A 15,138-nucleotide genomic window follows, 5' to 3' on the forward strand; every position below is an offset into this window, starting at 1 on the left:
GCCGTCGCGCCCCATTTTCGTCTCCGCATTCCGATGAAACACGAATTCCTGCGTCGCGCGGCGCGCGTCGCGCCCGTGCTGATCCTCGGCTTTGCCCCGGCGCTCGCGTGCGCGCAAGCGGCCGGCCTGCCCGCCTTCAACACGAGCCCGGGCCCGAACGGCGGCACGACCTATTCGCTGAGCGTGCAGACGATGCTGCTGCTCACGATGCTGTCGTTCCTGCCGGCGATGCTGCTGATGATGACGAGCTTCACGCGCATCATCATCGTGCTGTCGTTGCTGCGCCAGGCGCTCGGCACCGCGACGACGCCGCCGAACCAGGTGCTGGTCGGCCTCGCGATGTTCGTCACGTTCTTCGTGATGTCGCCGGTGCTCGACCGCGCGTACACCGACGGCTACAAGCCGTTCTCCGAGGGTTCGCTGCCGATGGAGCAGGCCGTGCAGCGCGGCGTTGCGCCGTTCAAGGCGTTCATGCTGAAGCAGACGCGCGAGACCGATCTCGCACTGTTCGCGAAGATCTCGAAGGCCGCGCCGATGCAAGGGCCGGAAGACGTGCCGTTGTCGCTGCTGGTGCCCGCGTTCGCCACGAGCGAGCTGAAGACCGGTTTCCAGATCGGCTTCACGATCTTCATTCCGTTCCTGATCATCGACATGGTCGTCGCGAGCGTGCTGATGTCGATGGGGATGATGATGGTGTCGCCGTCGACGGTGTCGCTGCCGTTCAAGCTGATGCTGTTCGTGCTCGTCGACGGCTGGCAACTGTTGATCGGCTCGCTCGCGCAGAGCTTCACGTAAGCGGAGGAAACGCGCGATGACGCCCGAACAGGTGATGACGCTGGCGCACCAGGCGATGATGGTCGGCCTGTTGCTGGCCGCCCCGCTGCTGCTGGTCGCGCTCGCGGTCGGCCTCGTCGTGAGCCTGTTCCAGGCCGCGACGCAAATCAACGAATCGACGCTGTCGTTCATCCCGAAGTTGCTCGCGGTGGCTGCGACGCTCGTGATCGCCGGCCCGTGGATGCTGACGACGATGCTCGACTACCTGCGGCAAACGCTGCTGCACGTCGCGACGCTCGGCGCCGGCTGAGCCGCGCGCCCGGCTTTCGTTATCCGACGATGTTCTCGGTTACCTACGCGCAGCTCAACGGCTGGCTGACCGCGTTCCTGTGGCCGTTCGTGCGAATGCTCGCGCTTGTCGCGACGGCGCCCGTGATCGGCCACGCGGCGGTGCCGGTGCGCGTGAAGATCGGCGTTGCCGCGTTCATGGCGCTGGTCGTCGCGCCGACGCTCGGCGCGATGCCGGGCGTCACCGTGTTCTCCGCGCAGGGCGTCTGGATCGTCGTCACCCAGTTCCTGGTCGGCATCGCGATGGGCTTCACGATGCAGCTCGTGTTCGCGGCCGTCGAGGCGGCCGGCGACTTCATCGGGCTGTCGATGGGGCTCGGCTTCGCGACGTTCTTCGACCCGCATTCGAACGGCGCGACGCCGGTAATGGGCCGTTTCCTGAACGCAATCGCGATGCTCGCGTTCCTCGCGGTGGACGGGCACCTGCAGGTGTTCGCGGCGCTGGCCGCGTCGTTCCAGACGCTGCCGGTGTCTGCCGACCTGCTGCATGCGCCCGGCTGGCGCACGCTCGCGGCGTTCGGCGCCACCGTGTTCGAGATGGGGTTGTTGCTCGCGTTGCCGGTGGTGGCCGCGCTGCTGATCGCGAACCTCGCGCTCGGGATCCTGAATCGCGCGGCGCCGCAGATCGGCATCTTCCAGATCGGCTTCCCGGTCACGATGCTGGTCGGGCTGTTGCTCGTGCAACTGATGATCCCGAACCTCGTGCCGTTCGTGTCGCACCTCTTCGACATGGGGCTGGATGCGATGGGGCGGGTGTTGTCGGGGTGGCGGTGACGAGCGGGACGTTCATCCCGAGCGATGGGCGCTGCTTCGGCCGGGCGGCCAGGGTTTAGTGGGGAGTCGGGGGCTTTTCAGCCGGGGGGTTTGGCCCGCTCCCACCCCCCCGCCGCCCAAACCGCCTCGCGCAGCGCTCTTCGAGCATCCGCGCCGGCTTCGTGGAAAACCCCTAACGGAATCGCCGGCCCGCGAAAGGTTGCGGAAGGTTTCGCGTCCCTATACTCGTCGTGACGATGCAGCAAGCATCGCGCCATACGAATACAACGAAGGAGACGACCCGATGCGACCCGCCCTGCGCACCCTCGCCGTTGCAGCCAGCCTGAGCTGCACGCTTGCCGCTCATCCCGCTTTCGCCGACGACGGCGGCAAGATCACGATCATGGTCGGCGGGATCGCGAAGCTGATCTACCTGCCCGCGCGGCTCACGCAGGAGCTCGGCTATTTCAAGGCCGAAGGGCTCGACGTCGAGTTGCTGTCGCAGCCGGCCGGCGTCGACGCGGAGAACGAACTGCTCGCGGGCGCCGTGCAGGGCGTCGTCGGCTTCTACGACCATACGATCGACCTGCAGAGCAAGGGCAAGGACGTGAAGGCGATCGCCGTGTTCGGCCAGGTGCCGGGCGAGGTCGAGATGGTATCGACGAAGGCGGCCCCGACGTTCAAGTCGATGGCCGACGCGAAAGGCAAGACGCTCGGCGTGACGGGCCTCGGCTCGTCGACGAGCTTCCTCACGCAATATCTCGCGCTGCAGCACGGCGTGCCGTCGACGCAGTACACGATGCTGCCGGTCGGCGCCGACGCGAGCTTCATCGCCGCGATCAAGCAGGGCCGCATCGACGCCGGGATGACGACCGAGCCGACGGTGTCCGCGCTCGAGAAGATGGGCGACGCGAAGGTGCTCGTCGACTTGCGCACCGTCGACGGCACGCGTGCCGCGCTCGGCGGCGTCTATCCGGCCGCGAGCCTGTACGTGCAGTCCGCATGGGCCGATTCGCACAAGGCGGAAGCGACCAAGCTGGCGCACGCGTTCGCGAAGACGATGCAGTTCATCCACACGCACAGCGCCGAGGAAATCGCCGCGAAGATGCCGGCCGACTATCAGAAGGACAAGGGCCTGTACGTGGCCGCGCTGAAGGCGTCGCTGCCGATGTACACCGCCGACGCGAAGATGCCGGCCGACGGCCCGGCAACCGTGCTGAAGGTGCTGTCGGCGTTCAACCCTTCGGTGAAGGGCAAGCATATCGACCTGGCTCGCACCTATACCAACGATTTCGTGAACGCAAAGTAATCGACCGTCGCAGACGCGCCGGCCGCGGCGATCCCGCCGCCGCGCGCGCCCCGTTCCGGCCCGGCTGGCCGGCCCGGCGGCGCCACGATGCGACGCCCTCCTCACCCGCAGGACGAATGCAATGAACCAGGCAGTTTCCCCGAGCACACCGGCGATCGAGTTTCGCAACGTGTCGTGCCGCTTCATTTCGCCGGAAGGCAAGGCCACCGTCGCGCTGCGCGATTTCAGCATGAGCGTGGCGCGCGGCGAGTTCATCGCGATCGTCGGGCCGACCGGCTGCGGCAAGTCGACCACGCTGAACCTGATCACCGGGCTGCTGAAGCCCGTGTCTGGCGAGGTGCGCGTGATGGGCCGCCCGGTCGACGGGATCGACCCGCGCATCGGCTTCGTGTTCCAGGCGGACGCCGTGTTCCCGTGGCGCAACGTGATCGACAACGTCGCGGCGGGCCCGCTGTTCCGCGGCCGCTCGAAGGACGTCGCGTACGCACAGGCCGAGGAATGGATCCGCAAGGTCGGCCTCGACAAGTTCACGAAGCATTACCCGCATCAGCTCTCCGGCGGAATGAGAAAGCGCGTCGCGCTCGCGCAGACCTTCATCAACCAGCCGGAAATCCTGCTGATGGACGAGCCGTTCTCGGCGCTCGACATGCAGACCCGCACGCTGATGCAGGACGAGCTGCTGCAGCTGTGGTCCGCGAACAAGGGCTCCGTCGTATTCGTCACGCACGATCTCGAGGAAGCGATCGCACTCGCCGACCGCGTGTTCGTGCTGACCGCACGCCCCGCGACGCTCAAGCGCGTGTACGAGATCGACCTGCCGCGTCCGCGCGTCACATCCGAGATTCGCTACGACGCGCGCTTCATCGAGATTTCCAAGGACATCTGGCACGACCTGCGCGAAGAAGTGCAGATCGGCTGACAGCAGCAAGGACAGGAGCATGACCGACATGACGCTTCCCCCCACCGCCATTGCGGCGACGTCGCTCGAGGACGAGTCGCGCGCCGCGCAAACCCGGCTGCGCCGCCGCCGGCAACTGATCATCGGCCTGCGGATTGCCGTGCTCGTCGTCGTGCTGGGCGGCTGGGAACTCGCCGCGCGGCTCAAGTGGATCGATCCGTTCTTCTTCTCGATGCCGTCGCTGATCTTCGAGCAGATTCAGGACTGGTTCGTAAACGGCACGTCGCAGGGCCCGCTGCTCACGCAGGTATGGGTGACGCTCGAGGAAACCGCGATCGGCTTTTTGATCGGCTCGGTCGCCGGCGTGATCTGCGGGATCGTGCTCGGCCGCAACAAGCTGATGGCCGACGTGTTCGGCCTGTACATCCAGATCGCGAACTCGATTCCGCGCGTCGTGCTGGGCTCGGTGTTCGTGATCGCGCTCGGCCTCGGGATGGCGTCGAAGATCGCGCTGGCCGTCGTGATGGTGTTCTTCGTCGTGTTCGGCAACGCATTCCAGGGCGTGCGCGAAGCCGATCGCTACCTGATCGCGAACGCGCAAATCCTCGGCGCGTCGCGTCGGCAGATCACCACATCCGTCGTGATTCCGTCCGCGCTCAGCTGGATTCTCGCGAGCCTGCACGTGAGCTTCGGCTTCGCGCTCGTCGGTGCGGTGGTCGGCGAATTCCTGGGTTCCAAGCAAGGGATCGGCCTGCTAATCTCCACCGCCCAGGGCGCGTTCAATGCGAGCGGCGTGTTCGCGGCGATGATCGTGCTGGCCGTCGTCGCGCTGGCCGCCGACTATCTGCTGACCTGGCTCGAGAAGCGCTTGCTGAAGTGGCGGCCCGCCGCTTTCTGAGCAACGCACGCGATATCGGATGACACGCCCGAACCGCGCCGGCGCTCCCGGCGCGGTTCGGCATTGAGGAGACGGAATGGCGCACAGCCTGCGCGGGCGGCTCTTGTGGTGGCTGCTGCTGCCGCTCGCGGCCTTCGTGCTGATCGCGGGCGCGATGTCGTACGACACCGCGCGGCGCACGGCCGCGCTCGTGCAGGACAGCGCGCTCGTCGCGTCGGCGCGCACGATCGGCGAGGACGTCGAATGGCGCAACGGGATGCCGGCGGCCGACGTGCCGCCCGCCGCGCTCGAGATCTTCGAATCGCCGTCGCGCGATTCGGTCTTCTACAAGGTGATCGACAGCCACGGCCGGCTGCTCGCAGGCAATCCGACGCTCAACGTGCCGGCGCGGCACGGCGTCGAGCCGACGCTGTACGACACGTCGCTCGACGGCGAGCGGCTGCGCGCGGCTGCCTACGACCGCCAGCTGTACGACGAGGGGCAGGTGGAGACGGTCACGGTGGTCGTCGCGAAGACGACTCGCTCGTACGACGCGATGGTCGCGACAATCTGGCGGCCGCAGCTTGTGCGGCTGTCGCTGATGCTGGTGCTCGCGATCGTGCTGGTCTATCTCGGCCTCACGTTCGAGCTGCGACCGCTGATGAAGCTCAAAGACGACGTCGCCGACCGCGGACCGATGGAGCTCGAGCCGATCCGCCCGGAGCGGTTACAGCATGAACTGCGGCCAATCGTCGACGCGATCAACCAGTGCATCGCGCGGCTCAACACGCACACGGCCACGCAGCGCCGCTTCATCGCCGATGCCGCGCACCAGCTGCGCACGCCGATCGCGGTGCTCGACACGCAGATCCAGTACGCGCAGCAGCGCGGCAACGACGATGCGGATCTCGCTGCGGTGCTCGACAGCATGCAGCGCAGCAGCCGCAAGATGGCCGACGTGACCGACAAACTGCTGTTGCTCGCGCATGCGGAGGCGACGCCGTCGACGCTGCTCACGCATCGCGTCGATCTCGCGGCCGTGATATCGAGCGTGCTCGAGGAAACGATCGTGCTCGCGCAGCGCCGCAACATCGATCTCGGCGCCGATCTCGGCGAGCGGCTCGACGTCGCGGGCAGCGACAGCCTGTTGACCGCACTGGTCATGAATCTCGTCGACAATGCGGTGCGCTACACGCAGGCAGGCGGCTGCGTGACGGTGGCCGCGCGCCGCGACGGCGACGCGGTCGTGCTCGACGTGATCGACAACGGCCCGGGCATTCCGGCCGAGGCGCGGCCGCACGTGTTCAAACGGTTCTACCGGGTGTCGGCGGATACCGAAGGCTCCGGCCTCGGCCTCGCGATCGTCCGCGAAATCGCGCAGGCGCACGGCGGCACCGCGACGCTTGCGCCGGGGGCCGGCAATCGCGGTATCGTCGTGACCGTGCGGTTGCCCGCGTACGATTGAAAAGTCGACCCAACGCCGTCGCTGAGCGCCCGGCCCTCCAACGGGATTAACGAAACTCGGGGCGCCCGGCGTTCCTTGAGAGATGAAGTCGCCATGAAACTCCTGCTGGTCGAAGACAACGCCGAGCTCGCGCACTGGATCGTGAATCTGCTGCGCGGCGAGGATTTCGCGGTCGACTGCGTCGGCGACGGCGAACGCGCGGACGCGGTGCTGAAGACCGAACGCTACGACGCAGTGCTGCTCGACATGCGGCTGCCGGGGATCAGCGGCAAGGAAGTGCTCGCGCGGTTGCGCCGCCGCAACGACAACGTGCCGGTGCTGATGCTGACCGCGCACGGCTCGGTCGACGACAAGGTCGACTGCTTCGGTGCGGGCGCCGACGACTACGTGGTGAAACCGTTCGAATCGCGCGAGCTGGTCGCGCGGATCCGCGCGCTGATTCGCCGGCAGGCCGGCGTCGGCACGACGCAGCTCGTATGCGGCGATCTCGTCTACGCGTTCGGCACGCGCGAGTTCCGCTGCGGCGACGCGGTGCTCGCGCTGCGCCGCCGCGAGCACGCGATTCTCGAAACGCTGATGCTGCAGCAGAACAAGACGGTGTCGAAGGCGCGGCTGATGGACAGCGTGTTCGCACTGGACGACGAGCCGAGCGCCGACGCGATCGACATCTACATTCATCGGTTGCGCAAGCATCTTGCGGGCAGTACGGCCGAGATCATTACGCTGCGCGGGCTCGGCTATATCCTGCGCGCGAAGAGCGCGCAGGACTGATCTGCGCGTCGCACCGCAGGTCGAAAACCGATTCGTAGCACGAAACGTGGTGCGGTGCGTACCCGGTGGATACTGTCGTCGGATTCGGGCTCGATTACGCGTGCCCGATTCACGATTATTGCGGATTCGGTGTTTTCACCGATCCGATTCTTTCCTCCGGGAAAGCGTGGTGAAGGATTGCACCCTCTACGATGCCATGCGTCGGCCTCTCGCTGTGGTCGGCAATACTCGGCATACATTACGTACTGCCACCGAACAGATTTCAATGCGGCAGCTCGGAGGAGACGATCTTGAAACGAAAAACCCTTGCCCTTTCCATCGCGGCGGCCGGCCTGTGCGGCGCCACCCACGCGTACGCGCAGTCGAGCGTACAGCTGTACGGGCTGATGGACCTGAGCTTTCCGACATACCGGACCCACGCCGACGCGAACGGCAATCACGTAATCGGGATGGGCAACGAAGGCGAGCCGTGGTTCAGCGGCAGCCGCTGGGGCCTTAAAGGCGCGGAAGACATCGGCGGCGGCACGAAGGTCATCTTCCGCCTCGAAAGCGAATACGTGGTTGCGAACGGCCAGATGGAAGACGAAGGCCAGATCTTCGATCGCGACGCGTGGGTCGGCGTCGAGGACGAGCGCTTCGGCAAGCTGACGGCCGGCTTCCAGAATACGATCGCGCGCGACGCATCGGCGATCTACGGCGATGCGTACGGCTCCGCGAAGCTGACGACGGAGGAAGGCGGCTGGACCAACTCGAACAACTTCAAGCAGATGATCTTCTACGCCGCCGGCCCGACCGGCACGCGCTACAACAACGGCATCGCGTGGAAGAAACTGTTCAGCAACGGCATCTTCGCGAGCGCCGGTTACCAGTTCAGCAACTCGACCTCGTTCGCAACCGGCTCCGCATACCAGGTCGCGCTCGGCTACAACGGCGGGCCATTCGCCGTGTCGGGCTTCTACAACCACGTGAATCACAACGGCTTCCGCAACCAGACGTTTTCGGTCGGTGGCAACTACTCGTTCAGCATCGTGCGCCTGAATGCCGGCTACTTCCGCTACAACGGCGACCAGGGCTCGCTCGGCCAGCGTCACGACGACTCGTGGACGGTGTCGATGAAAATCGCGCCGACGGGCCCGCTCGACTACGAGCTCGGCTACCAGCAGATGCGCGTGAAGAATGCCGCGTACAACGCCGACGGCTTCACGCCGAACGCGAACCTCGGCGCGTTCAGCCTGACGAACGGCGTCGGCAACGGCTTCAAGGAGACGATCTACGGGTCGGTGTTCTATCACCTGAGCAAGCGCACGGAACTGTACCTGGCCGGCGACTACATGAAGCTGCACGGCGGCTACACGGTGTCGTCGACGTTCGGCGCAAAGAACCAGCTCGAACTGACGTCGGGCATTCGTACGCGGTTCTGACACCAGGCGGGGCCCGTCGGCCCCGCCGCATCCTCCATCCGGGATTTTCCATGCGGGCACGCCGGCGCACTGCGCCGACCGTGCCCTTTTTTCGTCGACGTTTCACCTGCGTCGCGCGGTTCCCGGGCGCCCTGCACCCGAGCGCCGGCCTGCCCCCACGGGAAGCCGCCGGAAGCCGCTGGCGGCCCGTGTGGCGGGGTTTCGCGGCCGATGCGCGCACGATCGCGTCACATCGGTGCTTGACCTGCGCCGACCGACTCGCTAGCGTTTCGGGTTTGCCCGGGTGGCCATTGCCGCCGCTGCCGCGTGTGCGCCCGATGTCGTGGCGCCGCGGCCGGGCTTCGATGGAAAAAACGATGCAGAAACTCGATGCGGAGAGCCCGCAGGCGATGTCGACGGATTTCATCGCCGACAACGTCGCGCGCCTGAAGGCGCTGTTCCCCGAACTCGTGACCGAAGGCCCGCACGGCGCATCGGTCGACGTCGACGTGCTGAAGGCGCTGGTCGGCGAGCGCGCCGTCGGCGATGCCGACGAGCGCTACGGCTTCCACTGGCACGGCAAGCGCAGCGCGCGCCAGGCCGCGCTCACGCCTTCGACCGGCACGCTGCGCCCGTGTCCCGACGACAGCGTCGCGTGGGACGACACGCGCCATCTGGTGATCGAGGGCGACAACCTCGACGTGATGAAGCTGCTGCACAAGAGCTACGCGGGCAAGGTGAAGCTCGTCTACATCGACCCGCCGTACAACACCGGCAGCGATTTCGTCTATCCGGACGACTTCAGCGACAGCATTCGTCACTACCTGTCGATGACGGGCCAGACCGAAGGCGGCGTGAAGCGCAGCACCAATACCGAGGCGAACGGCCGGTTCCACACCGACTGGCTGAACATGATGTACCCGCGCCTGAAGCTTGCGCATGCGCTGCTGTCCGATGAAGGGCTGATCGCCGTCCACATCGACGAGCACGAGGTGCATGCGCTCGTGCTGATGCTGCGCGAAATCTTCGGCGAGGAAAACGAGCTCGGCGTGGCCGTGTGGGACAAGCGCAACCCGAAGGGCGACGCGCGCGGCATTGCGTACCAGCACGAATCGCTGGTGCTGTTCGCGCGCAACGCCGAGACGCTGCTCGAACAGGCGCCGCTGAAGCGCCCGAAGCGCAACGCGCAGCGCATGCTCGATGCCGCACACGACGCGGTGTACCGCAGCGGCAACGCGAAAGACGCGCAAAAGGCGTACCGCGCGTGGATGAAGGCGCAGACCAACCTGTCCGGCGGCGAAGCGATGTACGACCGGCTGTCGGCCGACGGGCGCGTGTACCGGCTTGTGTCGATGGCATGGCCGAACAAGAAGAAGGCGCCGGACGAATATTTCACGCCGCTGATCCATCCCGTCACGGGCAAGCCGTGCGCGATGCCGGCGCGGGGCTGGCGCAATCCGCCCGCGACGATGCAGGCGCTGATCGAGCGCGGCCAGATCGAATTCGGCCCGGATGAAACCACGCAGCCGCAACGCATCTACTACCTCGACGAGAACATGTACGAGAACGTGCCGTCGGTGCTGCCGTTCGCCGGCTCCGACGACGCGCTGCTGAAGGCGCTCGGGATTCCGTTCGACCAGCCGAAGCCGGTCGACTTCGCTGCGGCCGTGATCGGCTGGTGCACGCGCGGCGACGACATCGTGCTCGACTGCTTCGCGGGCTCCGGGTCCACTGGCCACGCGGTGATGCAGGTGAACGCGACCGACGGCGGCGCGCGCCGCTACATCCTCGTGCAGCTGCCGGAAGCGCTGGATCGCCGCGACAAGACGCAAGCCGCCGCCGCCGATTTTTGCGCGAAGCTGAAGAAGCCGCTGACGCTCGCGGAAATCACGAAGGAGCGCCTGCGCCGCGCTGCGCAACAGGTCGCGCGCGACTATCCGGAAAGCTATGGCGACCTCGGTTTTCGCGTATACCGGCTCGACACGACCAACGTGATCGAATGGGATCCGCGCCGCGACGATTTCGATCACGCGCTGTTCGCGTCTGTCGAGCACGTGAAGACGGGCCGCACCGAAGACGACCTGCTCGCCGAGCTGACGCTGAAGCTCGGCCTGGATCTGTGCACACCGGTCGAGCATCATCAGGTGGCCGGCAAGACCGTGCACCTGATCGGCCGTGCGATCGTCGCGTGCTTCGACGCGCGGCTGTCGCGCGACGACGCGGGCCCGCTCGCCGACGGCATCGTCGACCTGCTCGATGCGACCGGCGCGACGCGCGACGTCACGTGCCTGTTCCGCGACAGCGGTTTCGTCGACGACGTCGCGAAGCTCAATCTCGCCGCGCTGCTCGAACAGCACGGCGTGAAGCGCGTGCGGAGCCTGTGATGCGGCTGCATTTCGAAGCGGATCTCGACTACCAGCGCGAGGCGATCGACGCCGTCTGCGACCTGTTCCGCGGCCAGGAGTCGTATCGCGGCGACTTCAGCGTGCTCGCGAACGCCGCACCTGGCACGACGGCCGCCGCGCAAGGCTCGCTCGGCTTCGCGGTATCGGAGCAAGGCGTCGGCAACCGGCTGTCGCTGACCGACGACGCGCTCGCACGCAATCTCGCCGACGTGCAATTGCGCGGCGGCCTGCCGCCGTCCGGCCAGCCAGGCTCGCGCGACTTCACCGTCGAGATGGAGACCGGCACCGGCAAGACCTACGTGTACCTGCGCACGATCTTCGAGTTGAACCGCCGCTACGGCTTCACGAAGTTCGTGATCGTCGTGCCGTCGATCGCGATCAAGGAAGGCGTGCACAAGACGCTCTCGATCACCGAGGATCACTTCCGCGCGCTGTACGCGGGCGTGCCGTACGACTATTTCCTGTACGACTCCGCGAAGCTCGGCCAGGTGCGCCACTTCGCGGCGAGCGCGGCGATCCAGATCATGGTGATGACGGTCGCGGCGATCAACAAGAAAGAGATCAACAACCTCTACAAGGACAGCGAGAAGACCGGCGGCGAGAAGCCGATCGACCTGATCCGCGCGACGCGGCCGATCGTGATCGTCGACGAGCCCCAGAGTGTCGACGGCGGGCTCGAAGGGCGCGGGCGTGAAGCGCTGGCCGCGATGGCGCCGCTCTGCACGCTGCGCTATTCGGCCACGCACGTCGATCGTCACCACATGGTGTATCGGCTCGATGCGGTCGACGCGTACGAGCGCAAGCTCGTGAAGCAGATCGAGATCGCATCGGCGATCGTCGAGGACGCGCACAACAAGCCTTACGTGCGGCTCGTCGGTGTATCGAACCGGCGCGGCGCGATCAGCGCGCGCATCGAGCTCGACGTCGCGACCGCGGCCGGCGTGAAGCGCCAGATCGTGTCGGCGACCGACGGCGACGATCTCGAGCGCCTGACGAAGCGCGCGCTGTATGCGGGGCTTCGGATCGGCGAAGTGCATGCGGCGAAGGGCGCCGAGTACGTCGAGCTGCGCCATCCGGAAGGCGAGGCGTTTCTGTCGCTCGGCGAGGCCTTCGGCGACATCGACACGCTCGCCGTGCAGCGCGAGATGATCCGCCGCACGATCCGCGAGCATCTCGACAAGGAGTTGCGGCTGGCCGAGCGCGGCGTGAAGGTGCTGTCGCTGTTCTTCGTCGATTCGGTCGAGCGCTATCGCCGCTACGACGAGAACGGGATGCCCGTGAAGGGCGACTACGCGCTGATCTTCGAAGAGGAATACGCGCGTGCGGCCCGCGTGCCGGCCTACCGTGCGCTGTTCGACGGCGTCGACATCGCGCGCGAAGTCGAGCGTGCGCACAACGGCTACTTCTCGATCGACCGCAAGGGCGGCTGGACCGACACGAGCGAAAGCAGTGCCGCGGCCCGCGAGAACGCGGAGCGCGCGTACGGCCTGATCATGCGCGAGAAGGAAGCGCTGCTGTCGTTCGACACGCCGCTGAAGTTCATCTTCTCGCACTCGGCGCTGAAGGAAGGCTGGGACAACCCGAACGTGTTCCAGATCTGCACGCTGCGCGACATCCAGACCGAACGCGAGCGCCGTCAGACGCTGGGCCGCGGGCTGCGCCTCGCGGTCGACCAGGACGGCGAACGCGTGCGCGACCCGGGAGTGAATACGCTCACCGTGATCGCGACCGAGCGCTACGAGTCGTTCGCGGAGAATCTGCAGAAGGAAATCGAGGCCGATACGGGCATCCGTTTCGGCATCGTCGAGCAACACCAGTTCGCGGCGTTGCCGGTGCAGGAAGGCGACGGGCCCGCGCATGCACTCGGCGTCGAGCTGTCGCGCGTGCTGTGGACGCATCTGCACGAGCGGGGCTACGTGGACGCGCAGGGCAAGGTGCTCGACCGGCTGAAGGACGCGCTGCGCCAGAGCGCGCTCGTGCTGCCGCAAGCGTTCGAGACGCTGCGCGCGCCGATCGTCGCAACGCTGCGCAAGCTGTCGGGCCGCTTCGCGGTGCGCAATGCGGACGAACGTCGCGCGATCGCGTTGCGGCGCGATGCTGCTGGCAAGGCCGTCGTGTTCGGCGACGACTTCCGCGCGCTGTGGGACCGCATCCGCCATCGCACCGTGTACAGGGTCGAGTTCGACAACGCGAAGCTCGTGCGCGACTGCACGGCCGCGCTGCGCGACGCGCCGGACATCGCACGTGCCCGGCTGCAATGGCGCAAGGCCGAGATCGATATCGGCAAGGCCGGCATCGAAGCAATCGAAGTCGCCGGTGCCGGCACGGTGTTGATCGACGAAGGCGAGCTCCCGCTCCCCGACCTGCTCACCGAGCTGCAGGACCGCACGCAGCTCACGCGCCGTTCGCTCGCGACGATCCTGGCCGACAGCGGCAGGCTCGACGACTTCCGCGTGAATCCGCAGCAGTTCATCGCGCTGGCCGCCGAGGCGATCAACCGCTGCAAGCGGCTCGCGCTGGTCGCGGGCATCGCCTACCGGAAGCTCGGCGATCGCCATGTGCATGCGCTCGAGTCGTTCGAAAGCGAAGCACTGACCGGTTATCTGCGCAGCCTGCGGCTCGATGCGCGCAAGTCGATCCACGAGGCGGTGGTGTGCGATACGGATGCGGAGCGCGCGTTCGCCGATGCGCTCGAAGCGCACGACGGCGTGAAGCTGTATGCGAAGCTGCCTGCGTGGTTCCGCGTGCCGACGCCGCTCGGCAGCTATCATCCCGACTGGGCCGTGCTCGCGGAGCACGAAGGCGGCGAGCGGCTGTACTTCGTCGTCGATACGCCGAACGCGGATGGCGATGTCGCGACCGAGCACGAACGCGCGAAGCTCGCTTGCGGCGAAGCGCATTTCCGTGCGCTGGTGGATGGTGAAGACGCGGCGCGCTTCGTCCGCGTGACGCGGGTCGATGCGCTGTTCGAGCCGGCATCGGTCGGGTCGCCGCGCGCGGGCGCGGCGCGCTGAAACGACGGGCGGAGGGCGGCGACGAGCCGCCCTTTCTTCATGTGTCGCCCGCTGCTCCGTTTCGATACGCCAATCCGGTTGTCATCCCGCAGAAAGTGATTCGTATTGTCGGCGGCGCAGCCGAGCGGTTACGGCTGGTTGCAAATCGGGTCGGTTCGATGTTTCACCGCGACACGCATATTGACCGCCGCGCCGAGAAAAGTAGCCAAATCGAGCGCCCGTCCCGATGTGTGGTGCGCCGGTTTACAGCGTGCGGCCGAACGCGTTGCGATGGCCGTGATGCGTCGACGTCTTCGTATGCCCGGTATGGCCGTGCGTATGCCCATGGCCTGGCTGCGTACCCGCGCGGTCTGCGATCGTGTCGGAGCGGTCGGCTGCACGCGCGAGGCCCTTGTCGCGGTCGCCTGCGCTGAAGCTGTTCGAATTGCTCAGCGCCTGGCCGCTCATATGGCCCGCGGACATGCCGCCCGCGTTGCCGCTCATCCCGCCCATGCCGCCGGCGCCATGACCACCGCCGTTGCCGCCACCGCCACCACCGCCGTTGCCCCCGCCCGCCGCATTCGCGGAGACGGCGCCGAGTGCGAGCAGCGCGGCTGCGAGGACGGACAGATATCGTTGCGTTTTCATTGTTGCTCCCTGGAGCGCATTGGAATGATTGCATTCTAGGAACGCGCCGTTTCCGCGCTACGCGGCGTTGTAAATGATCGTAACGGCATGCGCCGCAGCTCATTCGTCCGATCAATTCCGGGGTGGCTGCCGCGTGCGCGGACTGCGCGGCCGCGCGCCCTCGAACAAGGAACTTGAAAGTCGGCAGCGGCGTTCACCGCTGCGGCGGTGAACGCGCTTACTGCGACGCCTGATCGTCGTGCGCGGCGGCCTTGCGCTGCGCGGCCTGCTCCTTCTCGTGTTTCTTCGCCATGTGGTGGCCGACGACGCAACCGCCAACCGCGCCGGCCACGGCGTGATGTCCCGCGTAGTGGCCGGCGACGCCGCCGACCACCGCACCCTTCATGCAGCCCGCTGCGTGCGCACTGCCGATCGTTGCGAACGCAACGACTGCTGCCGTGGCGTACAACCTGATGTGTCGAATGGGTTTCATGCGCTCACACTCCTTGTCGTCGTGA

The 15,138-nt window shown here is 66.7% G+C and carries 13 protein-coding genes; 11 read left to right on the top strand and 2 right to left on the bottom strand.

All coding sequences use genetic code 11. The annotated features are described in order from the left end of the window. Positions 1-33 precede the first annotated feature (33 nt). The 11 genes from fliP to WK25_RS02535 all read left to right on the top strand — a co-directional run bounded on the left by fliP (position 34) and on the right by WK25_RS02535 (position 14,014). Positions 34-795: a flagellar type III secretion system pore protein FliP gene (fliP, locus tag WK25_RS02485; protein ID WP_069240936.1), complete on the top strand. Its 762-nt coding sequence runs from the start codon at positions 34-36 to the stop codon at positions 793-795. A gap of 16 nt (positions 796-811) precedes the next feature. Further along, positions 812-1,084 carry a flagellar biosynthesis protein FliQ gene (gene fliQ / locus WK25_RS02490; protein ID WP_006750427.1) on the top strand — a complete coding sequence of 91 codons (273 nt, stop codon included), beginning with the start codon at positions 812-814 and terminating at the stop codon, positions 1,082-1,084. 29 nt (positions 1,085-1,113) lie between these two features. Then, positions 1,114-1,896 carry a flagellar biosynthetic protein FliR gene (fliR, locus tag WK25_RS02495; protein ID WP_040142674.1) on the top strand — a complete coding sequence of 261 codons (783 nt, stop codon included), beginning with the start codon at positions 1,114-1,116 and terminating at the stop codon, positions 1,894-1,896. Positions 1,897-2,179: 283 nt separating this feature from the next. Next, entirely contained in the window at positions 2,180-3,184 is a 1,005-nt protein-coding gene (locus WK25_RS02500; protein WP_069240937.1) for an ABC transporter substrate-binding protein, read from the top strand. A gap of 121 nt (positions 3,185-3,305) precedes the next feature. Further along, positions 3,306-4,103, top strand: coding sequence for an ABC transporter ATP-binding protein (locus WK25_RS02505; protein ID WP_040142661.1), 798 nt, complete (start codon positions 3,306-3,308; stop codon positions 4,101-4,103). Between the two features lie 19 nt (positions 4,104-4,122). After that, positions 4,123-4,980: an ABC transporter permease gene (locus tag WK25_RS02510; RefSeq protein WP_144245414.1), complete on the top strand. Its 858-nt coding sequence runs from the start codon at positions 4,123-4,125 to the stop codon at positions 4,978-4,980. A 76-nt stretch (positions 4,981-5,056) separates the two neighbouring features. After that, the gene (locus tag WK25_RS02515; protein WP_069240938.1) at positions 5,057-6,424 is read left to right on the top strand and encodes a sensor histidine kinase; all 1,368 of its coding nucleotides are present in this window, start codon (positions 5,057-5,059) and stop codon (positions 6,422-6,424) included. Positions 6,425-6,517: 93 nt separating this feature from the next. Continuing rightward, complete coding sequence (locus WK25_RS02520; protein ID WP_040142656.1) at positions 6,518-7,195, top strand: response regulator; 678 nt, start codon at positions 6,518-6,520, stop codon at positions 7,193-7,195. A gap of 290 nt (positions 7,196-7,485) precedes the next feature. After that, positions 7,486-8,616 carry a porin gene (locus tag WK25_RS02525; protein WP_040142654.1) on the top strand — a complete coding sequence of 377 codons (1,131 nt, stop codon included), beginning with the start codon at positions 7,486-7,488 and terminating at the stop codon, positions 8,614-8,616. A gap of 344 nt (positions 8,617-8,960) precedes the next feature. Further along, complete coding sequence (locus tag WK25_RS02530) at positions 8,961-10,979, top strand: site-specific DNA-methyltransferase (protein WP_040144840.1); 2,019 nt, start codon at positions 8,961-8,963, stop codon at positions 10,977-10,979. Further along, positions 10,979-14,014, top strand: a complete 3,036-nt coding sequence (locus tag WK25_RS02535; RefSeq protein WP_069240939.1) for a type III restriction-modification system endonuclease — start codon at positions 10,979-10,981, stop codon at positions 14,012-14,014. Before WK25_RS02530 ends, WK25_RS02535 begins: the two co-directional genes overlap by 1 nt. A 243-nt stretch (positions 14,015-14,257) precedes the next feature. Here WK25_RS02535 and WK25_RS02540 read toward each other — a convergent pair whose 3' ends face one another. After that, the gene (locus WK25_RS02540) at positions 14,258-14,641 is read right to left on the bottom strand and encodes a hypothetical protein (protein ID WP_069240940.1); all 384 of its coding nucleotides are present in this window, start codon (positions 14,639-14,641) and stop codon (positions 14,258-14,260) included. Positions 14,642-14,858: 217 nt separating this feature from the next. Beyond that, complete coding sequence (locus tag WK25_RS02545; RefSeq protein WP_040142648.1) at positions 14,859-15,113, bottom strand: glycine zipper 2TM domain protein; 255 nt, start codon at positions 15,111-15,113, stop codon at positions 14,859-14,861. Positions 15,114-15,138 lie beyond the last annotated feature (25 nt).

Source organism: Burkholderia latens (assembly GCF_001718795.1).
Classification (GTDB): Bacteria; Pseudomonadota; Gammaproteobacteria; order Burkholderiales; family Burkholderiaceae; genus Burkholderia; species Burkholderia latens_A.

Coding starts and splice junctions, on each gene's coding strand:
- fliP (WP_069240936.1), top strand. CDS start 34: ATGAAACACGAATTCCTGCGTCGCGCGGCGCGCGTCGCGCCCGTGCTG.
- fliQ (WP_006750427.1), top strand. CDS start 812: ATGACGCCCGAACAGGTGATGACGCTGGCGCACCAGGCGATGATGGTC.
- fliR (WP_040142674.1), top strand. CDS start 1,114: ATGTTCTCGGTTACCTACGCGCAGCTCAACGGCTGGCTGACCGCGTTC.
- WK25_RS02500 (WP_069240937.1), top strand. CDS start 2,180: ATGCGACCCGCCCTGCGCACCCTCGCCGTTGCAGCCAGCCTGAGCTGC.
- WK25_RS02505 (WP_040142661.1), top strand. CDS start 3,306: ATGAACCAGGCAGTTTCCCCGAGCACACCGGCGATCGAGTTTCGCAAC.
- WK25_RS02510 (WP_144245414.1), top strand. CDS start 4,123: ATGACCGACATGACGCTTCCCCCCACCGCCATTGCGGCGACGTCGCTC.
- WK25_RS02515 (WP_069240938.1), top strand. CDS start 5,057: ATGGCGCACAGCCTGCGCGGGCGGCTCTTGTGGTGGCTGCTGCTGCCG.
- WK25_RS02520 (WP_040142656.1), top strand. CDS start 6,518: ATGAAACTCCTGCTGGTCGAAGACAACGCCGAGCTCGCGCACTGGATC.
- WK25_RS02530 (WP_040144840.1), top strand. CDS start 8,961: ATGGAAAAAACGATGCAGAAACTCGATGCGGAGAGCCCGCAGGCGATG.
- WK25_RS02535 (WP_069240939.1), top strand. CDS start 10,979: ATGCGGCTGCATTTCGAAGCGGATCTCGACTACCAGCGCGAGGCGATC.
- WK25_RS02540 (WP_069240940.1), bottom strand. CDS start 14,641: ATGAAAACGCAACGATATCTGTCCGTCCTCGCAGCCGCGCTGCTCGCA.
- WK25_RS02545 (WP_040142648.1), bottom strand. CDS start 15,113: ATGAAACCCATTCGACACATCAGGTTGTACGCCACGGCAGCAGTCGTT.